This is a genomic window from Jhaorihella thermophila, assembly GCF_900108275.1.
Taxonomy (GTDB): domain Bacteria; phylum Pseudomonadota; class Alphaproteobacteria; order Rhodobacterales; family Rhodobacteraceae; genus Jhaorihella; species Jhaorihella thermophila.
In genome coordinates, this window is sequence record NZ_FNVD01000024.1 from 1 (window position 1) to 21,684 (window position 21,684).

Below are 21,684 nucleotides of genomic sequence, written 5' to 3' on the forward strand. Positions count from 1 at the left end.
GCGGTTGCCCGCAAACTCGTCACCATTGCAAACGCTCTGTGCAAAATGAGGCGAAAGTGGGCTCCTCAACCCGCCTGAGAAATACAGTTGCTAGCCACGAAATCGCGAGCACGGATCTCCGTGTCCCCCGGGGAGCACCATCGCCGAGGTCAGGAAGATGCTGCGAGCCCCTTCATCTTGCCGGAAGCACTCCGGGGGAGCGCGAGGGGGCAGCGCCCCCTCGCATCGGTCGGATTGGCGACAGCCGATCCGAAACCACCCGCCCGCCCCGCCGCGGGCGAAACCGCCGGAACGCTCAGGATGCCGCCTTCAGCATGTCCTGCCGCTTCAGCTCATCCAAGGTCTCGTCAAGAGCGATGCGGGCACGGTCGATCAGCACGTCAACTTCCTCCGGCGAAATCACCAGCGGCGGCGCGATGATCATCCGGTCACCGACATGCCGCATGATCAGGTTGTTGGCGAAACAACGTTCGCGGCAGATATAGCCCACGGTGCCGGGCTCCGTGGCAAAGGGCGCGCGTGCCTCCTTGTCCGGCGTCAGCGCGATCGAGGCCATCATGCCCACGATCCGTGCCTCACCCACCAGCGGATGATCGGTCAATGCCTCCCACTTCTGCTTGAGATAGGGCGCGGCGACCTTCTGGACGTGTCCGATCAAGTCCTCCTCCTCTATGATCTCGAGGTTCTTCAGCGCCACGGCCGCCGCCACGGGGTGGGCGCTGTAGGTATAGCCGTGGTTGAACTCGGTCCGGCCGATCACCTCGGCCACCTCGTCGCGGACGATCGACCCGCCGATCGGCTGATAACCCGAGCTCAGCCCCTTGGCGATGGTCATGATGTCGGGGCGGATGTTCATGGTCTGGCTGCCGAACCAGTTGCCCGTGCGCCCGAAACCGCAGATCACCTCGTCCGCGATCAGCAGGATCTCATACTTGTCACAGATCCGCTGGATTTCCGGCCAGTAGCTGTCCGGCGCCACGATCACGCCGCCCGCGCCCTGCACCGGCTCGGCGATGAAGGCCGCCACGTTGTCCTCGCCCAGATCCAGAATCGCCTGCTCCAGCTGGCGGGCGCGTTCCAGCCCGAATTCCTCGGGCGTCATGTCGCCGCCCTCGGCCCACCAGTTCGGCTGGTCGATGTGGTGGATGCCCGGAATCGGCAGCCCGCCCTGCGCGTGCATCCCCGCCATGCCCCCAAGGCTCGCCGATCCGACAGTCGAGCCGTGATAGGCGTTCTTGCGGCTGATGATGATCTTCTTGGACGGCTTGCCCTTTTCCGCCCAGTAAGTGCGCACAAGGCGGATATTCGTGTCGTTCGCCTCGGACCCGCCCGAGGCGTAGAAGACGTGATTCAGATCCCCCGGCGCCAGCTCCGCCAGCTTGGCCGACAGCGCGATCGCCGGCACATGCGTGGTCTGGAAGAAGGTGTTGTAATAGGGCAGCTCGCGCATCTGGCGCACGGCAACCTCGGCCAGCTCGTCGCGACCATAGCCGATGTTGACGCACCACAGCCCGGCCATGCCATCCAGGATGCGCTCGCCCTCGCTGTCGGTCAGATAGACGCCCTTCGCCCCGGTGATGACCCGCGCGCCCTTGGCCGCCAGTTCGGCGTTGGCGGTAAACGGGTGCATGTGATGCGCCGCGTCCAGCGCCTGAAGCTCGGCCGTCGGCATGTGGTTGGTGATGACAGTCATGGGTGGACTCCTGCTATCTCGGCTTGGGGCAGAATATGATCAAATTTTGCCCTGTCAAATCGAATCGCTGTCAGGACCGCCGCGCGGCCAGGGCTTCGGCAACCATCTGCATGCCCTGCTCGACATCCTGCTCCATCGCATGGGCCGCGGCCTCGGCATCGCCGGCCTCCAGCGCCCGCAGCATGTCCTTGTGCCGATCCGGCAGGTTCTGGGTTCCGAACCGCCCGCAGACCACGCGCAAGGACGGACCGAAGCGCAGCCACAGGCGGTCTGCCAGATCGGTCATGATCGGCGCACCGGCACGCGCATAGATCAGTTCGTGAAATTCGTGGTTACGCTCCAGATACCCCCCGACATCGCCGGCTTCGATTGCGGCATCGAGATGCCCGTCGATCTCGACCAGCCGTGCCAACGTGTCCGGGTCCATCTGCCGCGTTGCCCGCCGTGTCAGCTCGGATTCGATTGATTTTCGGACATAAATCAGCTCTTCCACATCCTCCCGGGTCAGCAGCGGAACGCTCACCCGCCGGTTGCCCTGAAAGACCAGCGCCCCGTCCGAGATCAGCCGGCGGATCGCCTCGCGCACGGGGGTCATGCCGGCGCCAAGCGATTCGGTCAGGCCCTGAATGGTGACCGCCTGACCCGGCGCCAGCTCGCCGAAAAGGATTTGTGCCCTCAGACGGCGATAGACCTGCTCATGCGCAGGAACGCCCGCTGCCGAATCTTGCGGCTTGGCCGCCCTATTTTTGATCAAATCCAAAGGTTTGTCCCCGCACTGGTGATGAAAGTGCTTGCCCGACAGCAAGGGCTTGGCAACCATATCCGGGAGAACTCGAAAAAGCAAAACTTGATCAAATCACCGAAATGGGGAAAACTCGCCCCCGTGCATCAGGGAGACCATTCATGACAATCAAGACGTTCACGCTTGCCGCCGTCGTGGCTTTGGGAGGAGTCGCGGCCTCGGCCGAAGAGGTCCGCGTTTACAACTGGTCGGACTATATCGACGAGTCGCTGCTGGAGAAGTTCGAGAAGGAAACCGGCATCGACCTGATCTACGACGTATTCGACAGCAACGAGGTTCTGGAGACCAAGATGCTGGCGGGCGGCTCGGGCTATGACGTGGTAGTGCCGTCGGGCACCTTCCTGCAGCGTCAGATTCAGGCGGGCGCGTTCCAGAAGCTGGACAAGTCCAAGCTGCCAAACCTGAAATACATGTGGGACGTCATCATGGAGCGGACCGCAAAGTATGACCCGGGCAACGAATACTCGATCAACTACATGTGGGGCACGACCGGCATCGGCGTGAATATCGGCAAGGTCAAGGAAGTGCTGGGCGAGGACGCCCCGATTGACAGCCTCGCGCTGATCTTCGAGCCGTCCAACATGGAAAAGCTGGCCGGTTGCGGTGTGCATCTCCTGGATGCACCGACCGAGATGATCCCGGCCGCGCTGAAATACCTGGGCGAGGATCCCGACAGCCACGACCCCAAGGTCATCGCCAAGGCCGAGCCGGTTCTGTCGACGGTGCGCCCCTATGTGCTGAAGTTCCACAACAGCGAATACATCAACGCGCTGGCCAATGGCGACATCTGCGTGGCCTTTGGCTGGTCCGGCGATATCCTGCAGGCCCGCGACCGCGCGGCCGAGGCCGACAACGGTGTGGAAATCGCCTATCACGCGCCCAAGGAAGGCGCGCTGATGTGGTTCGACCAGATGGCGATTCCGGCCGATGCTCCAAACCCGGACGGGGCGCACAAGTTCCTGAACTTCATCATGGATCCGGAAAACATCGCCGCGGCGACGAACTACGTCTATTACGCCAACGGCAACAAGGAATCGCAGAAATACGTCCTGCCCGAAATCCTCGAGGATCCTGCGATCTATCCTGACGAAGAGACGCTGAAGAACCTCTATACCACAACGCCCTACCCGGCGAAGGTGCAGCGGGTCGTGACCCGCATGTGGACCAAGATCAAGTCTGGCACCTGACGGTGCCCCATGCGGCCGGGGCGCCTGTCCCGGCCGCGACCACGCGCAATCACCCGACGACCATCGCGGCGAGCCGATCTCGCCAAGGGAGCAGCAAGCCTTGCAATCCTCGACCTTCGAGCCCTGGAACGATCCAGAGGCCACGCCCCTGATCCGGTTCTGGAACGTCACCAAGAAATTCGGTGACTTCACCGCCATCCACGATCTGTCGCTGGAAATTTTCGAACGCGAATTCTTTGCCCTGCTGGGACCGTCGGGCTGCGGCAAGACCACGATGATGCGGATGCTCGCCGGGTTCGAGGAACCCACCCGCGGCACCATCGAACTGGCCGGCCAGGACATCGCCCATGTGCCCCCGAACAAGCGGGCCGTGAACATGATGTTCCAGTCCTACGCCCTGTTCCCGCATCTGACCGTTTGGGACAACATCGCCTTTGGCCTGCGCCGGGACCGCAAACCCAAGGACGAGATCGCCGCGCGGGTCGAGGAGATGCTGAAACTGACCCGGCTGGAGAAATTCGCCCGGCGCAAGCCCGACCAGATCTCGGGTGGTCAGCGGCAGCGCGTGGCGCTGGCCCGCAGTCTGGCCAAGGCGCCGAAGCTTCTGCTGCTGGACGAACCGCTGGGTGCGCTGGACGCCAAGCTGCGCCAGGACACCCAGTTCGAGCTGATGGACATTCAGGAAAAGACCGGCACGACCTTCGTGATCGTGACCCACGATCAGGAAGAGGCGATGACAGTCGCCAGCCGCATCGCGGTGATGGACGAAGGCCGGCTGATGCAGGTGGACACGCCCGACAGGATATACGAGGAACCGGGCAGCGTCTATGTCGCGGACTTCATCGGCGACGTGAACATCATCGAGGGCCGCGCGACGCCGCAGGGCGAGGGCAGCTATCGCATCGACTGGGCCGAGGGCCAGCCGCCCCTGACCGCGCGATCGGAGCGCCGCCTTGCCGCCGGGCAGACCTGTTACCTGGCGATCCGGCCCGAAAAGGTGGCGATCACCGCCGACCGCCCCGCCGATGCGGCCAACGCGATCCAGGGCAAGGTCCACGACATCGCCTATCTGGGCAACCTGTCCACCTATCACGTGCGACTGGCCGACGGGCAGATCATCAAGGCGCAGACCTCGAACCGGCGCCGCATCGCCCGGCGGCAATTCACCTGGGAAGACACTGTCTGGCTGTCCTGGACGGCCACCGCCGGCGTCCTGTTGGAAAACTGATGCGACGCCTCATCCTCATCGCAGTTCCCTATCTGTGGCTGCTGGCGCTGTTCCTGGTGCCCTTCGTCATCGTGCTGAAGATCTCGCTCAGCGACACGGCGCTGGCGATCCCGCCCTATACGCCGACGCTGGATCTCTCGGCCGGCTGGCAGGGGATCAGGGACTTCTTCGCCGAACTCGATTTCGAGAACTTCGTCTGGCTCACGCAGGACGATCTCTACTGGAAGGCCTATCTCAGCAGCCTGTGGATCGCGCTGGCGTCCACCGCGATGACGCTGCTGGTGGCCTACCCGATCGCCTATGGCATGGCCCGCGCGCCCGAAGAATGGCGCCCCACCCTGATGATGCTGGTGATCCTGCCGTTCTGGACCAGCTTCCTGATCCGGGTCTATTCCTGGATGGGGATCCTCAGCCAGGAAGGGTTCCTCAACCAGTTCCTGCTGTGGACCGGGGTCATTTCCGACCCCCTGCAGATCCTCAACACCAACACGGCGGTCTATATCGGCATAGTCTATACCTACCTGCCGTTCATGATCCTGCCGATCTATGCCACGCTCGACCGGCTGGACATCTCTCTGATAGAGGCAGCCGAGGATCTGGGCTGTTCGCGCGCCTCGGCCTTCTGGCTGGTGACTGTGCCGCTGTCGAAGAACGGCATCATCGCGGGCTGTTTTCTGGTGTTCATCCCGGCGCTGGGCGAATTCGTGATCCCGTCGCTGCTGGGCGGCTCCAGCACGTTGATGATCGGCAAGGTGCTGTGGGAAGAATTCTTCTCGAACCGCGACTGGCCGGTTGCCTCCGCCGTGGCGGTGGTGCTGCTGCTGATCCTCGTAGTGCCGATCGTCCTGTTCCAGAAGAACCAGGAAAGGCAGCAGGAGGCCGAGAAATGAATCGCCTGAGCTGGTTCAACACGGTGTCGCTGACGCTGGGCTTTGCCTTCCTCTACATCCCGATGGTGATCCTCATCATCTTCAGCTTCAACGAAAGCAAGCTTGTGACGGTCTGGGCGGGGTTCTCGACCAAATGGTATGGCGAGCTGTTCCGCGATCAGGCGTTTCTGAATGCGGCTTGGGTGACGCTCAAGGTGGCGGTGTTCTCGTCCACGCTGGCGACGGTTCTGGGCACGATGGCGGCCTATGTCATGGTGCGCGGCGGGCGCTTCGCCGGGCGGACCCTGTTTTCCGGCATGATCTACGCGCCGCTGGTCATGCCCGAGGTGATCACCGGCCTGTCTCTGCTTCTGCTGTTCATCGGTATCGGGCTGGATCGCGGCGTGTTCACCATCGTGCTCGCGCACACGACCTTTTCGATGTGCTATGTTTCGGTGGTCGTGTCGTCGCGGCTGGTCACCTTCGACCGGTCGCTGGAAGAGGCCGCGCTGGATCTGGGCTGTTCCCCGGCCGAGGCATTTCGACTCGTCACCCTGCCGATCATCGCGCCCGCGGTGATCTCGGGCTGGCTTCTGGCCTTTACGCTGTCGCTGGATGACCTGGTGATCGCGTCCTTTACCGCCGGCCCGTCAGCCACCACCCTGCCGATGAAGATCTTTTCCTCGGTGCGGCTGGGGGTCAGTCCAAAGATCAATGCGCTCAGCACCATCATGATCGCGATCGTGACCGTGGGCGTGATCACGGCATCGCTGATCACGAAATCCAGCGTGGCCCGCCAGCGCCGCGCCGAACAGGAAGCGGCCCGCGCGTCATGAGACGGATCTTTCCCGCCTATGCCTATGGCGACGGGCCGCGCCGGGGCTGCTGGTGGGACGAAACCGTCCCCGCCCCGGACTGGCCGGTGGCGGCGGGCGACATTTCGGTGGACGTGGCCGTCGTCGGCGGCGGCTTCACCGGGGTTTCGGCGGCGCTGCACCTGGCCGAGGCAGGGGCTTCGGTCGCCCTGTTCGAAGCGATGAAGCCCGGCTGGGGCGCCTCGGGCCGCAATGGTGGCTTCTGCTGCGTGGGCGGAGCGAAGATCTCCGACGCCGCGCTCATCAGCCGCTACGGCGCGGCGGAAAAGGATGCCTTTCGGGGCGCCGAGGTCGAAGCGGTCAACCTGGTCGCGCGCCTGCTGGAGCGGCACCGGATCGACGCCGACACCCATTCCCGGGGCGAAACGCAACTGGCCCATAACCGCCGCGCCTATGCGCGCATGGTCGCGCAGGCCGAGGCGGACGAAGGCGTCCTGACCCCGCCCGACCAACTGGCCGCGCAGGGGTTCGGCGGGCCCTTTCACGGCGCGATCACCTATCCGGTGGGGTTCGGGCTGAACCCGCGCAAATACCTCTTTGGCCTCGCCCGCGCCGCCGAAGAGGCTGGCGCACGCCTGTATCAGCAAAGCCCGGTAGAGAGGCTGGAACGCGGCGCCTCCGGCTGGCGGCTGCGGGCGGGGGCGGCGTCCGTGCGGGCCGATGCCGTGCTGATCGCCACCAACGGCTATTCCAGCGAGGACATGCCGGGCTGGCTCGCCGGGCGCTACATGCCGGCGCAATCGACGGTGATGGTGACCCGGCCGCTGACGCGATCGGAACTGGACGCGCAGGGCTGGGCCACCGACCAGATGGCGTTCGATTCGCGCAATCTGCTGCATTACTTTCGCCTGATGCCCGATCGGCGTTTCCTGTTCGGGATGCGCGGCGGGCTGATCTCCGGCCCCCGGGCCGAACCCCGCATCCGCCGCCGCCTGCGCCGGCATTTCGACGCGATGTTCCCCGCATGGCGCGGGGTCGAGGCCGATCACATGTGGTCGGGCATGGTCTGCCTGGCCTGGAACCGCACCCCCTTTGTCGGCCCCGTGCCGGACCGGCCGGGGCTGTTCGCGGGCCTGGCCTATCACGGCAACGGCGTGGCGATGGGCAGCTATTCGGGGCGCCTGCTGGCCGACCTGGCGCTGGGGCGCTGGCCCGACCTGCCCTGGCCCGCGCCGATGCGCGACCCGATGGCGCGATTCCCGCTGGGCCGCGCGCGCCGGGCGCTGATGTGGCCGGTCTACGGACTGCTGGCGCTGGCCGACCTCTGAAGCTCCAGCCGCCCGGCGCCGAACCGGCTGAGCAGCACCATCCACGCCGCCACGCCCAGACACAGAGGCAAGCCGCCCGCCTGATAGCTCAGCCCCGACAGCAGAGTGCCCAGCAGCCGCCCCGCCGCATTGGCCATGTAGTAGAACCCCACATCCATCGTCACGCGCGCATCCTGCGCAAAGGCAAGGATCAGGAACGAATGCAGTGACGAGTTCACCGCGAAGAGAAACCCGAACAGCAAAAGCCCCGCCACCAGCGCCACCGTCAACCACGCCGTCGGCGCACCGGCCCACCACGCCAGCAGCGCCAGAACGCCCGGCACCACCGCCAGCCGCCCGGCCCAGCGGCGCGCCTCGGCCACCAGTTCGGGTTCGGGCCGGTCCTTTGCCCGCAGCAGTCGGGGCGCGCCGGCCTGCACCGCGCCGTAAAGGATGATCCACACGGCCATGAACCCGCCGACCAGAAAGAACGCCAGCCTGTTGCCCGCCTCGGACCCGTCCGACAGGACCGAGGTGAAGTAGACCGGAATGCCGACCACGAACCATACGTCCCGCGCGCCGAACAGAAACACGCGGGCAAAGCTCAGCCAGTTGATGTTGCGGGTCTTCGAAAACACCTCGTGGAACCGCGCGCCCTTGCGGCCCTGCGGCAGGCCGGCGGGCATCCACCGCATCGCCGCGACCAGAATCGCCCCCAGCACCGCCGCCATGCCCAGCACCGACGGCACGAACCCCGCCACCGCCAAAAGCCCCGCGCCCAGCAGGAACCCCAGCCCCTTGACCGCGTTCTTCGACCCGGTCAGCGCCGCAACCCACCGGAACAGGCCGTCGCCTTCCTTGGGCGCCAGCAGCTTGACGGCGGATTTGCTGCTCATCTTGGCCAGATCCTTGGCCACGCCCGACAGCCCCTGAACCGCCATCACATATGCGACCGACACCCCCACGGCCCAGGCGGGATCGAGCTGCGCCAGCGCCACGAGCGCCCCGACCTGCAGCGCCAGCCCGGCATATAACGTCGTGGCCAGGCCGAGCCGCGCGGCGATCCAGCCCGCCGACAGGTTGGTGACGATGCCGGCGACCTCGTAGAGGATGAACAGATAGGCCAGCTGCACCGGAGTGAAGCCCAGCGTGTGAAAGTGCAGCAGCACCAGCATCCGCAATGCGCCGTCAGTCAGCATGAAAGCCCAGTAGGCCGCCGTCACGGCCACATAGGCCCGCAGGCCCGGATGCCGGCCGGTCATCTCGTCCGTCCCCCCTGCCCCGGCGGCACGCAGCCGCGACCCGGCCAAGCGCGCCGCATCACAGCGACCCGCCCACCATCAGCGCCACGTCCACCAGCCGGTGGGCATAGCCCATCTCGTTGTCATACCAGGCATAGACCTTCACCTGCGTGCCGTTGACCACCATTGTCGAAGGCGCATCCACGATCGAAGACCGCGTGTCGTTGACGTAATCGGCCGACACCAGCGGGCGCTCCTCATAGCCCAGAATGCCGTTCAACGGTCCCTCGGCCGCTTCTCGGAACAGCGCATTCACCTCTTCGACCGTGGTTTCGCGCTCGACCTCGAACACGCAATCGGTCAGCGAGGCATTGAGCAGCGGCACCCGCACGGCATGGCCGTTCAGCTTGCCCTTCAGCTCGGGATAGATCAGCGTGATCGCCGTGGCGCTGCCCGTGGTCGTGGGGATCAGCGAATTCAGCGCCGACCGCGCCCGCCGCAGATCCTTGGCCGGACGATCCACGATGGTCTGGGTATTGGTCACGTCATGAATCGTTGTCATGCTGCCGTGGCGGATGCGCAGGCTCTCGTGAATGACCTTGACCACCGGGGCCAGACAGTTGGTGGTGCAGCTCGCCGCCGTCGCGATCCGGTGCCGGGCGGGGTCATAGATGCCCTCGTTCACCCCCATCACGATGTTCGCCGCATCCCCGTCCTTGACCGGGGCCGACACCACCACCTTCCTGACACCGGCCGCGAAATAGGGCGCAAGCCTGGCCTCGGTCTTTAAGGCGCCGGTGCAGTCGATCATCACGTCCACCCCCTGCAGCGGCAATTCTTCCAGCCGCCGCGTCCGGGTCACCGGGATCCGAACCCCGTCGATCGTGATACTGCCCTCATCATGGGAAAACCGCGCCGGCCAGCGGCCATGCACGGTGTCGAACTCCAGCAGATGCGCGTGCATCGCCGGATCGCCGACGGCATCGTTGACAAAAGCAACCTGCGCGCCGCGTTCCAGCAGCGGGCGCAAGGCAAGCTTGCCCATACGGCCAAGGCCGTTGATGGCATAGACGGTCATGCGGACGTCTCCTCGGTGACAATCTCATCGTCGCAAAGCGGCAAATCCACCCCCGCCCGGCGCGCGGGATGGCAGATGCGGGAACGACGGCTCCGAACCCCTTCATTCATTCACCCCGGATAATCGGTCTTTGTAACGTTTCCACGAAAATCCGCCACCACGCGACGCGCCTCCCGTTCCGTCGGCGCCACCGCCCCTTCCTCTTGCTGGAAATATCCCGGGGGAGTCGCCCACAGGGCGACGGGGGCAGCGCCCCCTCACACCGCCCCGCATGCGGAATACCGCCACCCGGGATCGCAAGCCCCCGCTCGACAGGACCGTTTCAAACCACAAAAGAAATCTGGAGCGGGTAGACGGAATCGAACCGACATCACCTGCTTGGAAGGCAGGGGCTTTACCATTAAGCTATACCCGCTCAGGGTCTTCGCTGGTTATTTCAAGCCGCCCGCGTCGTCAAGCGCGATCTGGCACGGCCCGCGCCCTATTCCGCGGCAACCCCGTCGGTGAACTGCAACCGCGCCAGCCGGGCATAGAGCCCGTCCTGCCGGACCAGTTCGTCATGGTTGCCCGAGGCCACGATGCGCCCCGCATCCATCACCACGATCCGGTCGGCCTTCTTCACGGTCGCCAGCCGGTGCGCCACGATCAAGGTCGTGCGCCCCTGCCGCAGCGCGTCCACGGCTCTCTGAACCGCCAGTTCGCTCTCGGCATCCAGCGCGCTGGTGGCCTCGTCCAGCAGGAGAACCGGCGCGTCGCGCAGGATCGCGCGGGCGATGGCGATGCGCTGGCGCTGCCCGCCCGACAACATCACCCCGCGTTCGCCGAGGTAGCTGTCATAGCCCTGCGGCAACGCCTCGATGAAGTCATGCGCGGCGGCCGCGCGGGCGGCGGCCTCCACCTCGGCGTCCGTTGCATCGGGGCGGCCAAAGCGGATGTTTTCGCGCGCCGATGTCGCAAAGATCACAGGATCCTGCGGCACCATCGCCATCTCGGCCCGAAAATCCCGTCGCGACAGGCTCCGCAGATCCAGACCGTCCAGCGTCACCCGCCCCTGATCGGGGTCGTAGAACCGCTGCAGCAATTGGAAGATGGTGGTCTTGCCCGCCCCCGACGGCCCGACAAAGGCCACCGTTTCGCCCGGCGTCACGGTCAGCGACACGTCATCCAGCGCCGGCGCATCGGGCCGCTGCGGATAGCGGAAGGTCACATGGTCAAAGGCGATCTCGCCGCGCACCGGCCGCGGCAGTGTCACCGGATTGGCGGGATCGTTCACCGTGTCCTCGGCCTGCAGCAGTTCCACGAGCCGCTCGGTCGCGCCGGCCGCGCGCTGCAATTCGCCCCAAATCTCGGATAGCGCGCCGACGGAACCGGCCATGATCACCGAATAGATCACGAACTGCACCAGCTCGCCTTCGGTCATGGTGCCCGCGCGGACGTCATTTGCTCCCATCCACAGCACGCCGACGACACCGGTAAAGACCAGAAAGATCACGATCACGGTCAGCAGCGCCCGCACCTGGATCCGCGCCAGCGACACGTCATAGGAGGTTTCCGTGATCCGTGCGAAATCGGCGCGCGCCGCGTCCTCGTTGGTAAAGGCCTGCACCGTCTGCGCCGCGCCCAGCGCCTCGCCCGCATTGCCCGAAGAGGCCGCAATCCAGTCCTGATTCTCGCGGCTGACCGCGCGCAGGCGCCGGCCCAGCACCAGGATCGGCACGATCACCACCGGCACGATCAGCAGCACCATCCCCGTCAGCTTGGCCGAGGTCAGCAGCATCAGGGCCAGCGAGCCGATAAACAGCAGGGTGTTGCGCAGCGCCACCGAGGCCGACGAACCCAGCACCGACTGAATCAGCGTGGTGTCCGTGGTGATCCGGCTGAGCACCTCGCCGGTCATGATCTTCTCGAAAAAGGCGGGGCTCATGCCGATCATGCGGTCGAACACGGCCTTGCGGATGTCGGCCACCACCCGTTCGCCCAGCTTGGTCACCAGCGCATAGCGCACGCCCGTTCCGACCGCCAGAATCGCCGCCAACGCGAGCGCGCCGAGGAAATACTGCTCCAGCATCCCCTCGTCATCGACGCGGAAATTGTCCACCACCCGGCGCACCGCCAGCGGCAGGCTGAGCGAGGTCATCGCCGTCAGCACCAGCGCCGCGCCCGCCCCCGCCATCAGCCCCTTGTAGGGCCGCAGGAACGGCCAGAGCGCGGCCAGGCTGCCGACCCGTTTCGATGCTTCGCGCTCTTCCGTCGAACCCGGTGTCACGCCCGCTTGCGGGGATCTTGCCATGTCCCGTCCTCGATCCGTTGCGTGGGCCGCGCGTGGCGACCGGTTTCATGGCGACCTGGCGGCGGCGAATGCCGCGGCCAAACGCCGGTTACTTTCGCGCCGCCTTTTCGGCGATGCCGGAGGTGCCTTCGCGGCGGGCCAGCTCCGCCAGCACGTCGCTCAGGCTCACGTCACGCGCAGCCAGCATCACCAGCAGGTGAAAGAGCACGTCGGCGGCCTCGGCCGTCAGCCGGTCGCGGTCGCCTTTCACCGCCTCGACGATGGCCTCGACTGCTTCCTCTCCGAACTTCTCGGCGCATTTCTCGGGGCCGCGGGCCAGCAGCCGGGCGGTCCAGCTGCTGTCGGGGTCGGCGGATTTGCGCGCCTCGATGGTGGCGGCCAGGATTTCCAATGCGTTCATTCCAGCCTCATGGGGATGCCGGCGGCGGCCATGTATTCCTTGGCCTCGCGGATGGTATAGTCGCCGAAATGGAAGATCGAGGCCGCCAGCACCGCGCTGGCGTGCCCCTCGATCACCCCGTCGACGAGGTGCTGCAGGGTGCCCACACCGCCGCTGGCAATCACCGGCACGTCCACCGCGTCGGCGATGGCGCGGGTGAGCGCGAGGTTGAACCCCGCCCGCGTGCCATCGCGGTCCATGGAAGTCAGCAGGATCTCTCCCGCGCCCTTTTCGGTCACGGTGATCGCGAATTCCACCGCGTCGATGCCGGTGGGGCGGCGGCCGCCATGGGTGAAGATCTCCCAGCGGCCTGGTTCGACAGTCTTGGCGTCGATGGCGCAGACGATGCACTGGCTGCCGAAGCGGTCGGCGGCCTCGGCCACCACGTCGGGGTTGGCGACGGCGGCCGAGTTGAAGCTGACCTTGTCGGCGCCCGCCAGCAACAGATCCCGCACATCTTCGTGGCTGCGCACGCCGCCGCCCACGGTCAGCGGGATGTAGCACTGTTCGGCGGTGCGTCGCACCACGTCATACATGGTGCCGCGGTTTTCATGGGTGGCGTGGATGTCGAGAAAGCACAGCTCGTCGGCGCCGGCCGCGTCATAGGCGCGGGCCGATTCCACCGGGTCGCCGGCATCCACCAGGTCGACGAAGTTTACGCCCTTGACGACGCGCCCGTCGGCGACGTCGAGGCAGGGGATGATGCGGGTCTTGAGCATGGGGCTATATAGGCGCGGAATGGCGGGCGGGGAAAGAGGGGGCGCTGCCCCCGTCCGCGCAGGCGCGGACTCCCCCGGGGTATTTGCGACCAGAAAGAAGCATCAGGCGCGCAGGGCGGCGAGCGCTTCGCGCAGGTCGATGGCGCCGTCGTAGAGGGCACGGCCCGAGATCGCACCGGCGATCACGCCGGTGTCGCGCAGGGCGATCAGGTCGGCGAGCCTGGACACCCCGCCCGAGGCGATCACCGGGATCGAGACGGCGCGGGCCAGGGCGGCGGTGGCCTCGACATTGGGGCCGGCCATGGCGCCGTCGCGGTTGATGTCGGTGTAGATGATGGCGGCAACGCCCGCGTCCTCGAAGGAGCGGGCGAGGTCGGTGGCGTCCACGTCCGTTTCCTCGGCCCAGCCGCGGGTGGCGACGCGGCCGTCGCGGGCGTCGATGCCGACCGCCACCCGGCCCGGAAAGGCTCGGGCGGCTTGGCGGACGAGGTCGGGGTTTTCCACCGCCACCGTGCCGAGAATGACGCGGGCGAGGCCCTTGTCGAGCCAGGTTTCGATCGTGGCCATGTCGCGGATGCCGCCCCCCAGCTGGGCGGGGATGTCGATCGCGGCGAGGATCGATTCGACGGCCGCCGCGTTCACGGGTTCGCCAGCGAAGGCGCCGTTGAGATCCACCAGGTGCAGCCATTCGCACCCCGCCTGAACGAAGGCGCGGGCCTGGGCGGCGGGGTCGTCGTTGAAAACGGTTGCCTTGTCCATTTCGCCGCGCAGGAGCCGCACGGCCTGTCCGTCCTTGAGATCGATGGCGGGGTAAAGGATCATGGTTGCGGCCTTTTCTTGCTCTGTCGGCGGGGTAATGCCGGGCAAGGCGGGAAAATGCAATGCGGCCCTTCGGTCAGGCTTGCCTGTCCCGCCCAGCCTGCGTCACAGTGTGCGCAGGAAAAGGGAGGCTCATTCATGCGGAAATTTCTTCTCGGCTTCGCGCTGGGGCTGGGCATGGGAACGGCGGCCGTGGCGGCGGATCCGGTCGAGGGTATCTGGAAGACGGCCGAAGGCGAGGAAGGCGGATACCTTTTTGTTCGGATCCAGGAATGCGGCGGCGCGATCTGCGGCAAGATCGACACGGCCTTTGACAAGACGGGCAAACACGACCCGGGCTACGAACATCTGGGCAAGCGCATGATCTGGGACATGAAGCCCGATGGCGAGGGCCATTATGCGGGGGGCAAGATCTGGGCGCCGGATTCGGACAAGACCTACAGCTCGAAGATGCGACTGAATGGCGGCACGCTGACCGTGAAGGGATGTGTCATGGGCGGTCTGATCTGCCGTGGACAGGACTGGACGCGGGTCAAGTAGCATCGCAGAGGCGCTGATTTGACCAGCATGACAGAGGCGGGATAGCCTGTCCGTGAATGTCCGGCGCGCCAAGGTGCCGGGCGTGCGGGAGAGGGGTCATGCGAAGTCCCGAAAGCTTTTTTGCCGTTCTGGCCATTGCCCTCGTCGGCTTCGCGACGGGGGCGAGGGCGACCGATCCCCTGACCGGAACATGGGCGACTCCGCCCGACGGCAAGGGGATTTATGCGCATATCGAGGTGAAGCCCTGCGCCGGACCAGATGCCGGCGTCTGCGGAGTCATCGCACGAACCTATGACCAGGAGGACCGGCTGGTCCACACCCGAAACCTGGGCGTGCGGATCCTCTGGGACATGCGCCCCGAGGGGGCGAACGAATGGCGCGGCTGGGCCTATGTGCCGCTATACCGGAAGACCCTGAAGGGCCGGATATCATTGGAAAGCCGCCGGCACATCAGGGTCGGGGGCTGCATCGGGCCGGTCTGCAAGTCGCAGGACTGGGCGCGGGTCTGGTAGGCGTCAGGGGGTCCAGTTCAGAAAATTGGCGATAAGCCGCAGGCCGGTCTTCTGGCTCTTCTCGGGGTGGAACTGGGTGCCGACCATGGTGTCGCGCCCAACGACCGCCGTCACGTCGCCGCCGTAATCCACATGCGCCAGCCGTTCTGCCGGATCGTCCACCCGGAACTGGTAGGAATGGACGAAATAGGCGTGGTCGCCGGTCCTGATGCCGTCGAACACCGGGTGGTCGTGGTCGATCACCAGATCGTTCCAGCCCATGTGCGGCACCTTGAGCGACGGGTCGGAGGGCTCGATCCGCACGACCTCGCCGCCGATCCACCCCAGACCCGGCGTATCCTCGTATTCCCGGCCCCATGTAGCCATGAGCTGCATGCCGACGCAGATGCCGAGAAACGGCCGGCCTTTCTGCTCGACCGCCTCGCGCATCGCGTCGTAAAGGCCCGACTGCCCCCGCAGCGCCGCCGCGCAGGCCGGAAACGCCCCGTCGCCCGGCAGCACGATACGGTCGGCGCGGGCCACCACGTCGGCATCGGCGGTCACGACGACCGTGCCCGCGCCGGTTTCCTTCGCCATCCGCTGGAACGCCTTTTCGGCGGAGTGCAGATTGCCGCTTTCGTAGTCGATGATCGCGGTCAGCATGGGATCACAGCGCGCCCTTGGTGGATGGCACCGCGTCGGCCTTGCGCGGGTCGGTCTCGACCGCTTCGCGCAGGGCGCGCGCCACGGCCTTGAACGCGGCCTCGGCGATGTGGTGGCTGTTGAAGCCGTGCAGCCGGTCCACATGCAGGGTGATGCCGCCATTGGTGCTGAAGGCGGTGAAGAATTCGCGCACCAGTTCGGTGTCGAAGGTACCGATCTTGGGCGTCGGCAGATCCACGTTCCACACCAGATAGGGCCGCCCTGACAGGTCCAGCGCCGCCCGCACCAGCGCATCGTCCATCGGAAGCAGGCATGACCCGTAGCGGCGGATGCCGGTCTTGTCGCCCAGCGCCTGCGCCAGCGCCCTGCCCAGCGCGATGCCGGTATCCTCGACCGTGTGGTGATCGTCGATATGCAGATCGCCCTTGGCGCGGATTTCCATGTCGATCAGCGAATGCCGCGCCAGCTGATCCAGCATGTGGTCGAAGAACCCCACCCCCGTCTGGTTGTCATACCGGCCCGTGCCGTCGAGGTCGATCGTGACCGAGATCTCGGTCTCGGCGGTCTTTCGGGTCACCGTCGCTGTGCGCATGGTCGAAATCCTCTGTCCTGCCCGGCCCTTATAGGCGGACAGGTCGGGCAGGCCAAGAGACTGGCGCACCCGTCCGGGGATTGCGCCGCCGCCGCCGATGTGACAGCGTGGCGCAAAACCGATCGAGGCTGCCTCATGACCACTTGCGTATTCGTCCAGATCCGCTGCAAGCCCGGCACCACCTACAAGGTGGCCGAGGAAATCGCCCTGCGCGAAATCCATTCCGAGCTGTATTCGACCAGCGGCGAATATGACCTGCTGATGAAGCTGTACATCCCCGAAGGCGAAGATATCGGCAAGTTCATCAATGAACACCTGCTGGACATAGACGGGATCGAACGGTCGCTGACCACTCTGACCTTCAAGGCATTCTGAGGCGCCGCCGCGCGGCTTGACCTTACCGCGCTGGAATCTGCCATCCAGTTGGCCGAATCAGTCCGGGACGCTGGCCGCCCCTGAGCCGTCAACATGGAGGAACGGATTTGACCTTTGGAAAAGGGGCCGCGGTGATCGGCGCGGTGGCGGCCGCCGGCGTGGCCGCTCTGGTGTTGTGGACCACCGCCCCGACCGGGGACCATGAACAAACCAAAGCGGCCGGCGGCGGAACGGAGGGCGCGGCGATCGTGACGGTCCGCGTGCCGGCCCAGTTCAGCCCGCTGGCCCGAACCGGAAAGGCCGCTTTCGAGGCGAAATGCGCGGCCTGCCACGGCAAGAATGCCTCGGGGATCGAGGGCAAGGGGCCGCCGCTGGTGCACAAGTATTACCACCCCGGCCATCACGGGGATGCTGCCTTTTTCCAGGCCGCCCACAACGGCGTCCGGTCGCACCACTGGCGTTTCGGGGACATGCCCCCGGTCGAGGGACTGACGGACGCCGACATCAAGGCGATCGTGCGCTATGTGCGGGAACTGCAAAAGGAAAACGGCATCTTCTGACGCCATGCGGCAAAGATCTTCTGACGCCATGCGGCAAAGGCGGCCGCCGTCGGGCGGCCGCCTCGCGTTTCATGTCACCCGTAAACCAGCCGCGGCAGCCACAGGATGATCTCGGGAAAGACCATGCACAGGATCAGCCCGATCAGCTGAATGATCAGAAACGGAATGGCCGACATGAAGATCTGGCCCATCGAGATCGAACTGGGCGCCACCCCGCGCAGATAGAACAGCGCGTATCCGAAGGGGGGCGAGAGAAAGCTCATCTGCATGTTGACCAGATAGAGCACCCCGAACCACAGCGGATCAAAGCCAAGATCCTTGATGATCGGCACGAAGATCGGCACGCAGAGCAGCAGGATCCCCACCCAGTCCAGGAACATGCCCAGGATGATCAGGATCACCTGCATCAGGATCAGGATGCCCCACGGCCCCAGCCCGGTCGCGTTCAGGGCCTCGGTGACAAAGGCCTGACCGCCTTCGAGCACATAGAGCCCGACAAAGATCGTGGCCCCGAACATGATCCAGATGACCATGGCGCTGGCCTTTAGCGTGCCGATGCAGGCTTCGCGCACCGTCACCCAGTCGAGCTGGCCATGCAGCGCGGCGACGATGAAGGCGCCGAAGGTGCCGATGCCGGCGGCCTCGACCGGGGTTGCCGCCCCGGAAAACAGCGTGGTGAACACCACGAGGATCAGGATGATCGGCGCCGCCATCTTGCGCAGCAGGATCAGCTTTTCGATGAACGAAATCCGCTCTTCCACCGGGATCGGCGGCCCGAGATCGGGGTTCAGATAGCTGCGGATGGTGACATATACGATATACATCCCCGACAGCAGCAGCCCCGGAAACACGGCGCCGATAAACAGCTCGCCCACCGACTGTTCGGCCACCACCGCGTAGATGATCGCCAAGATCGACGGCGGGATCAGGATGCCCAGCGTGCCGCCGGCCATGATCGCCCCCATGGCGATCTTGGGTTCGTAATTGCGCTTCAGCATCGCCGGCAGCGCGATGATCCCCATCGTCACCACCGCCGCGCCGATCACGCCCACCATCGCCGCAAGGATCGTGGAAGCGATGATCGTGGCCGAGGCCAGCCCGCCCTTGAGCCCGCCGAGGATCTTGTAGATCACGTCGAACATGTCCTTGATGATCCCGGCGCGCTCAAGCATCGAGGCCATGAAGATGAACAGCGGGATCGCCGAGAGCTGATAGTCGGTCATCAGCGGAAAGATCCGGCTGGGCACGATGTTCAGCGTCTGCGCGTCGCCCAGGATGAACAGGAACACGCAGGCCAGCCCGCCGGTGACGAATGCCAGCGGCAGCCCCGCCATCAAGAGCACCAGCAGCGAGCCGAACATGATGAAGGTGAGGGTGCCGATTTCGATCTCAAGCCCCATGGCTCAGCCCTCCCCTCGGCGAGATGACGGTGGCGACGTCCTTGGCCACCTTGGATATGCCCTGCAGGATCAGCAGCACCGCGCCCAGCGCGATCACGCATTTGACCGGCCAGTACTGGATGCCCCATTCGGTAAAGCTGACCTCGCCCTGGGCGATGGAATCGCGGGCGAAGATCCAGCCGGTGACCAGCAGCGTGCCCGCGAAGATGAAGAAGAAGACCGAGGTCAGCAGATCCACGATCGCCTTTCCGCGAGCGGAAAACTTCGCATAGAATATGTCCACGCGCACATGGCTTTCGGTCAGCATCGCATAGGCGCCGGCCACCAGATACTGCATGCCGAACATCAGGAACATGCTCTCATGCGCCCAGTTGGTGGGCGAGTTGAACACGTAGCGCACCAGGACCTCGTAGTAATAGACGAAGACCGCGATTACCGACCAGAAGGCCACATATTCGCCGGCAAACAACGACAGCCGGTCGATCGCGCCGGGCCATCCCGTTCCGGCCAGCTTTCGGTCGTCCACGAGGTCTTCGCGCTCTACCGAATCGTCGGGGTTCGCCGCCATCTTTTCCCGACAGCGCGCCAGCATGGATGGCATCAGAACCGCGTCGATCGCCATCAGCGCGAGGATCGCGTAGAACGCCCAGCGCGCATTGCGCGCCCATTGCGCGCCCTTGGCTTCGGCCGCCTCGATGGCCGGTGTCAGCGACTTGCGCTCTTCGGCATAGGCGTCGAGCTTGGCGCGCGCATCCGCGACCTTCTGCCGTTCCTTTTCGATCTTGCGCTGCAGCCGTGCCGCGGCGCTGCTTTCGGGGTCGTCGATCTCGGCCAGGCTCGCCTGCGCCTTGGCGATCGCGGCTTCGGCCTTGGTGATCCGGCGCTCCGTCCGGGTCACCGCGCCTTCGAGCCCCTCTACCGCGGCGCGCGCGTCGGTTATCTCGACCCGCGCCTGCCGTTCCATCGAGGACGAAAACAGGATGATCCCGAAAAGGGGCCAGAACAGGAACCCCCACACGTTTTTCAGATAGAACCTGTGCAGCCCGAGGAAGCCCCCGACCAGCCAGATGAAATAGGCCAGCCCCAACGTCCGGGATCCCGGTTCGGGGCGCTGGCGACGCGACAGCAGCATGGCGATGGCGGGAAAGGCGATCAGCCCCAGCCAATACAGCCAGTGCGGCAGCACGAAGTTGACGCTTGGCATTCGCAGTTGTTCTCCAGAAAACCTTGTTGCGCGGGCGACCTGCCCGCCAAGGAAAAGGCGCCGCGGGAAACCGCGGCGCCGCTTCGCATCAGGCGATCAAAGCTTGAGCTCCTGGCCCTCGATCATCTCGGGGGTCACATAGCCCAGCGATCCCGACATCATGTAGTCGAGCTGGATCTTGAAGACCCGCGCGGCGTCCTTGTCCTTGTTAGCCCACTGGAACCAGCGCGGCACCGCGACTTCGGTCATCGCCTCGACGTCGTCCTGGGACAGCCGCGTGACCTCGGTGCCGTCGGCCTCGAACTTCTTCCAGGCCTCCTGGTCGGCCTTCTGGATCTGCGCGTGGTGCATGTCCGAATAGACGTGAACCTCCATTTCCACGAAGGTCTTCATCTCCGGCGGCAGCGCGTTCCAGGCGTCCATCCCCACCGTCAGGTCCATCAGGTCCACCGGCTGATAGAGCGACATGAAGCCCGGCGGGCCCATCGAGATGTATTTCGTCACCTGGCTGAAGCCCAGCGCATAGTTGATCGCCGGCCCAACATAGTCGGCCACGTCGATCGTGCCCTTCTCCAGCGCCGGGAAGATCTCCGACCCAGGCAGCAGCGTGGTCTTGGCGCCCAGATCCTGGAACACTTCGGCCACCATGCCGCCCGGCAGGCGCATCTTGCGGCCGCGGAAGTCGTCGATCGACCGGATCGGCACCTTGGAGTGGATGATGTTCGGCCCGTGATGGATCGGCCCGACGTAATACATGCCTTCGCGGGCGAAGATTTCGCGCGCGATCTCCAGCCCGCCGAGCCCGTAATAGAACACGTCCCATTCATGCGGGCCATTCATGCGGGCCATTCATGCGGGTTGCGCAGGCCCATCGGGTAGTAACTGAGGAACACCGAAGCCGGGATCCGCCCCGCCCAATAGAGCGTGAAGGGGTTCATCGCCTGAAGCACCCCGTTCTTCACCGCGTCAAAGAGCTGGAAGTCGCCCACGACGTCCTTGGCGCCGAAGGGAATGAATTCCAGTTGCCCGCCGGTCTTTTCCTTGATCGAGGCGCACCAGTCCTTGAAGATCTGCAACCCGATCCCGCCGGGCCAGCTGGTCTGGATCTTCCAGGTGATGGTTTCCCCGGCCGCCGTCGCGATCGCCGGCGCGGCCAGAGACGCCGCACCCCCCGCGGCAAGCGTCTTGAGCGCCTTGCGGCGGCCAATCCGTTCATTGGTCATTTCTTTTTCCTCCCAAACGTGCTGACGGCCCCCGTCACAGGCGCCACCACCCCGATCACAACCGGATACTCCTTGCTTTGGTAAGAAAAATTTCCCAATTCGGGCGGACTGCGTGTCGCACCCCGTCGCGCGCCCGTCCCGGAGGCCGG

General features: G+C 65.3%; 23 protein-coding genes and 1 tRNA gene. 9 read left to right on the forward strand and 15 right to left on the reverse strand.

Features of this window, described 5'->3' with window-relative positions:
• Positions 1–295 precede the first annotated feature (295 nt).
• Both C4S70_RS16510 and C4S70_RS16515 read right to left on the reverse strand, forming a co-directional pair.
• Complete coding sequence (locus C4S70_RS16510; protein ID WP_104009207.1) at positions 296–1,693, reverse strand: aspartate aminotransferase family protein; 1,398 nt, start codon at positions 1,691–1,693, stop codon at positions 296–298.
• Between the two features lie 70 nt (positions 1,694–1,763).
• Positions 1,764–2,453 carry a GntR family transcriptional regulator gene (locus C4S70_RS16515; RefSeq protein ID WP_235003864.1) on the reverse strand — a complete coding sequence of 230 codons (690 nt, stop codon included), beginning with the start codon at positions 2,451–2,453 and terminating at the stop codon, positions 1,764–1,766.
• A 143-nt stretch (positions 2,454–2,596) separates the two neighbouring features.
• On the opposite strand from C4S70_RS16515, the gene C4S70_RS16520 reads away from it, so the two are divergent.
• From C4S70_RS16520 to C4S70_RS16540, 5 genes are all read left to right on the forward strand, one after another.
• On the forward strand, positions 2,597–3,682 hold the full coding sequence (locus tag C4S70_RS16520; protein WP_104009209.1) for a polyamine ABC transporter substrate-binding protein: 1,086 nt from the start codon (positions 2,597–2,599) through the stop codon (positions 3,680–3,682).
• Between the two features lie 100 nt (positions 3,683–3,782).
• Positions 3,783–4,910, forward strand: a complete 1,128-nt coding sequence (locus tag C4S70_RS16525; RefSeq protein ID WP_104009210.1) for an ABC transporter ATP-binding protein — start codon at positions 3,783–3,785, stop codon at positions 4,908–4,910.
• A complete protein-coding gene (locus C4S70_RS16530) occupies positions 4,910–5,800 on the forward strand; it encodes an ABC transporter permease subunit (RefSeq protein ID WP_104009211.1) in 891 nt (296 codons plus the stop codon). Before C4S70_RS16525 ends, C4S70_RS16530 begins: the two co-directional genes overlap by 1 nt.
• Positions 5,797–6,615, forward strand: a complete 819-nt coding sequence (locus tag C4S70_RS16535; protein ID WP_104009212.1) for an ABC transporter permease — start codon at positions 5,797–5,799, stop codon at positions 6,613–6,615. Before C4S70_RS16530 ends, C4S70_RS16535 begins: the two co-directional genes overlap by 4 nt.
• Positions 6,612–7,922 carry an NAD(P)/FAD-dependent oxidoreductase gene (locus tag C4S70_RS16540; protein ID WP_104009213.1) on the forward strand — a complete coding sequence of 437 codons (1,311 nt, stop codon included), beginning with the start codon at positions 6,612–6,614 and terminating at the stop codon, positions 7,920–7,922. Before C4S70_RS16535 ends, C4S70_RS16540 begins: the two co-directional genes overlap by 4 nt.
• On the opposite strand, the gene arsJ is transcribed toward C4S70_RS16540, so the two are convergent.
• The 7 genes from arsJ to hisA form a co-directional block, all read right to left on the reverse strand.
• Positions 7,892–9,163: an organoarsenical effux MFS transporter ArsJ gene (gene arsJ / locus C4S70_RS16545; protein ID WP_104009233.1), complete on the reverse strand. Its 1,272-nt coding sequence runs from the start codon at positions 9,161–9,163 to the stop codon at positions 7,892–7,894. The two genes, C4S70_RS16540 and arsJ, sit on opposite strands and share 31 nt — an antisense overlap.
• A gap of 58 nt (positions 9,164–9,221) precedes the next feature.
• Positions 9,222–10,220: an ArsJ-associated glyceraldehyde-3-phosphate dehydrogenase gene (locus tag C4S70_RS16550; protein ID WP_104009214.1), complete on the reverse strand. Its 999-nt coding sequence runs from the start codon at positions 10,218–10,220 to the stop codon at positions 9,222–9,224.
• 341 nt (positions 10,221–10,561) lie between these two features.
• Positions 10,562–10,635: transfer RNA gene (locus tag C4S70_RS16555), tRNA-Gly, on the reverse strand.
• 66 nt (positions 10,636–10,701) lie between these two features.
• A complete protein-coding gene (locus C4S70_RS16560) occupies positions 10,702–12,510 on the reverse strand; it encodes an ABC transporter transmembrane domain-containing protein (protein WP_104009215.1) in 1,809 nt (602 codons plus the stop codon).
• 88 nt (positions 12,511–12,598) lie between these two features.
• Positions 12,599–12,910 carry a phosphoribosyl-ATP diphosphatase gene (locus C4S70_RS16565; protein WP_104009216.1) on the reverse strand — a complete coding sequence of 104 codons (312 nt, stop codon included), beginning with the start codon at positions 12,908–12,910 and terminating at the stop codon, positions 12,599–12,601.
• Positions 12,907–13,668 (reverse strand): imidazole glycerol phosphate synthase subunit HisF, encoded by a 762-nt coding sequence (gene hisF / locus C4S70_RS16570; protein WP_104009217.1) that lies wholly within the window; start codon positions 13,666–13,668, stop codon positions 12,907–12,909. Before hisF ends, C4S70_RS16565 begins: the two co-directional genes overlap by 4 nt.
• Before the next feature lie 102 nt (positions 13,669–13,770).
• The gene (gene hisA / locus C4S70_RS16575; protein ID WP_104009218.1) at positions 13,771–14,490 is read right to left on the reverse strand and encodes a 1-(5-phosphoribosyl)-5-[(5-phosphoribosylamino)methylideneamino]imidazole-4-carboxamide isomerase; all 720 of its coding nucleotides are present in this window, start codon (positions 14,488–14,490) and stop codon (positions 13,771–13,773) included.
• Positions 14,491–14,625: 135 nt separating this feature from the next.
• On the opposite strand from hisA, the gene C4S70_RS16580 reads away from it, so the two are divergent.
• On the forward strand, positions 14,626–15,027 hold the full coding sequence (locus tag C4S70_RS16580) for a DUF2147 domain-containing protein (RefSeq protein ID WP_104009219.1): 402 nt from the start codon (positions 14,626–14,628) through the stop codon (positions 15,025–15,027).
• A 98-nt stretch (positions 15,028–15,125) separates the two neighbouring features.
• A complete protein-coding gene (locus C4S70_RS16585; RefSeq protein ID WP_160114902.1) occupies positions 15,126–15,539 on the forward strand; it encodes a DUF2147 domain-containing protein in 414 nt (137 codons plus the stop codon).
• Positions 15,540–15,542: 3 nt separating this feature from the next.
• Here the strand turns inward: C4S70_RS16585 and hisH are convergent, their stop codons facing one another.
• Both hisH and hisB read right to left on the reverse strand, forming a co-directional pair.
• A complete protein-coding gene (gene hisH, locus C4S70_RS16590) occupies positions 15,543–16,181 on the reverse strand; it encodes an imidazole glycerol phosphate synthase subunit HisH (protein WP_104009221.1) in 639 nt (212 codons plus the stop codon).
• 4 nt (positions 16,182–16,185) lie between these two features.
• Positions 16,186–16,773 carry an imidazoleglycerol-phosphate dehydratase HisB gene (gene hisB / locus C4S70_RS16595; protein ID WP_104009222.1) on the reverse strand — a complete coding sequence of 196 codons (588 nt, stop codon included), beginning with the start codon at positions 16,771–16,773 and terminating at the stop codon, positions 16,186–16,188.
• A gap of 135 nt (positions 16,774–16,908) precedes the next feature.
• Here hisB and C4S70_RS16600 point away from each other — a divergent pair, with 135 nt between their 5' ends.
• On the forward strand, positions 16,909–17,148 hold the full coding sequence (locus C4S70_RS16600; protein ID WP_104009223.1) for an Lrp/AsnC family transcriptional regulator: 240 nt from the start codon (positions 16,909–16,911) through the stop codon (positions 17,146–17,148).
• A gap of 107 nt (positions 17,149–17,255) precedes the next feature.
• The gene (locus C4S70_RS16605; RefSeq protein WP_104009224.1) at positions 17,256–17,708 is read left to right on the forward strand and encodes a c-type cytochrome; all 453 of its coding nucleotides are present in this window, start codon (positions 17,256–17,258) and stop codon (positions 17,706–17,708) included.
• Positions 17,709–17,782: 74 nt separating this feature from the next.
• Here C4S70_RS16605 and C4S70_RS16610 read toward each other — a convergent pair whose 3' ends face one another.
• The 4 genes from C4S70_RS16610 to C4S70_RS19230 form a co-directional block, all read right to left on the reverse strand.
• Entirely contained in the window at positions 17,783–19,108 is a 1,326-nt protein-coding gene (locus tag C4S70_RS16610) for a TRAP transporter large permease (protein WP_104009225.1), read from the reverse strand.
• Positions 19,098–20,312, reverse strand: coding sequence for a TRAP transporter small permease subunit (locus C4S70_RS16615; RefSeq protein ID WP_104009226.1), 1,215 nt, complete (start codon positions 20,310–20,312; stop codon positions 19,098–19,100). Before C4S70_RS16615 ends, C4S70_RS16610 begins: the two co-directional genes overlap by 11 nt.
• Positions 20,313–20,408: 96 nt before the next feature.
• Positions 20,409–21,152 carry a TRAP transporter substrate-binding protein DctP gene (dctP, locus tag C4S70_RS16620; RefSeq protein ID WP_235003865.1) on the reverse strand — a complete coding sequence of 248 codons (744 nt, stop codon included), beginning with the start codon at positions 21,150–21,152 and terminating at the stop codon, positions 20,409–20,411.
• Positions 21,149–21,535, reverse strand: coding sequence for a type 2 periplasmic-binding domain-containing protein (locus tag C4S70_RS19230; RefSeq protein ID WP_235003866.1), 387 nt, complete (start codon positions 21,533–21,535; stop codon positions 21,149–21,151). Before C4S70_RS19230 ends, dctP begins: the two co-directional genes overlap by 4 nt.
• Positions 21,536–21,684: the final 149 nt, after the last annotated feature.

Bases quoted from the DNA above. Each gene is read 5' to 3' on its own strand.
- hisA (WP_104009218.1), bottom strand. From the start codon at position 14,490: ATGATCCTTTACCCCGCCATCGATCTCAAGGACGGACAGGCCGTGCGG.
- C4S70_RS19230 (WP_235003866.1), bottom strand. From the start codon at position 21,535: ATGACCAATGAACGGATTGGCCGCCGCAAGGCGCTCAAGACGCTTGCC.
- dctP (WP_235003865.1), bottom strand. From the start codon at position 21,152: ATGAATGGCCCGCATGAATGGGACGTGTTCTATTACGGGCTCGGCGGG.
- C4S70_RS16535 (WP_104009212.1), top strand. From the start codon at position 5,797: ATGAATCGCCTGAGCTGGTTCAACACGGTGTCGCTGACGCTGGGCTTT.
- hisF (WP_104009217.1), bottom strand. From the start codon at position 13,668: ATGCTCAAGACCCGCATCATCCCCTGCCTCGACGTCGCCGACGGGCGC.
- C4S70_RS16530 (WP_104009211.1), top strand. From the start codon at position 4,910: ATGCGACGCCTCATCCTCATCGCAGTTCCCTATCTGTGGCTGCTGGCG.
- C4S70_RS16615 (WP_104009226.1), bottom strand. From the start codon at position 20,312: ATGCCAAGCGTCAACTTCGTGCTGCCGCACTGGCTGTATTGGCTGGGG.
- C4S70_RS16565 (WP_104009216.1), bottom strand. From the start codon at position 12,910: ATGAACGCATTGGAAATCCTGGCCGCCACCATCGAGGCGCGCAAATCC.
- hisB (WP_104009222.1), bottom strand. From the start codon at position 16,773: ATGCGCACAGCGACGGTGACCCGAAAGACCGCCGAGACCGAGATCTCG.
- C4S70_RS16600 (WP_104009223.1), top strand. From the start codon at position 16,909: ATGACCACTTGCGTATTCGTCCAGATCCGCTGCAAGCCCGGCACCACC.
- C4S70_RS16560 (WP_104009215.1), bottom strand. From the start codon at position 12,510: ATGGCAAGATCCCCGCAAGCGGGCGTGACACCGGGTTCGACGGAAGAG.
- C4S70_RS16550 (WP_104009214.1), bottom strand. From the start codon at position 10,220: ATGACCGTCTATGCCATCAACGGCCTTGGCCGTATGGGCAAGCTTGCC.
- hisH (WP_104009221.1), bottom strand. From the start codon at position 16,181: ATGCTGACCGCGATCATCGACTACGAAAGCGGCAATCTGCACTCCGCC.
- C4S70_RS16585 (WP_160114902.1), top strand. From the start codon at position 15,126: ATGCGAAGTCCCGAAAGCTTTTTTGCCGTTCTGGCCATTGCCCTCGTC.
- C4S70_RS16610 (WP_104009225.1), bottom strand. From the start codon at position 19,108: ATGGGGCTTGAGATCGAAATCGGCACCCTCACCTTCATCATGTTCGGC.
- C4S70_RS16510 (WP_104009207.1), bottom strand. From the start codon at position 1,693: ATGACTGTCATCACCAACCACATGCCGACGGCCGAGCTTCAGGCGCTG.
- C4S70_RS16540 (WP_104009213.1), top strand. From the start codon at position 6,612: ATGAGACGGATCTTTCCCGCCTATGCCTATGGCGACGGGCCGCGCCGG.
- C4S70_RS16580 (WP_104009219.1), top strand. From the start codon at position 14,626: ATGCGGAAATTTCTTCTCGGCTTCGCGCTGGGGCTGGGCATGGGAACG.
- arsJ (WP_104009233.1), bottom strand. From the start codon at position 9,163: ATGACCGGCCGGCATCCGGGCCTGCGGGCCTATGTGGCCGTGACGGCG.
- C4S70_RS16520 (WP_104009209.1), top strand. From the start codon at position 2,597: ATGACAATCAAGACGTTCACGCTTGCCGCCGTCGTGGCTTTGGGAGGA.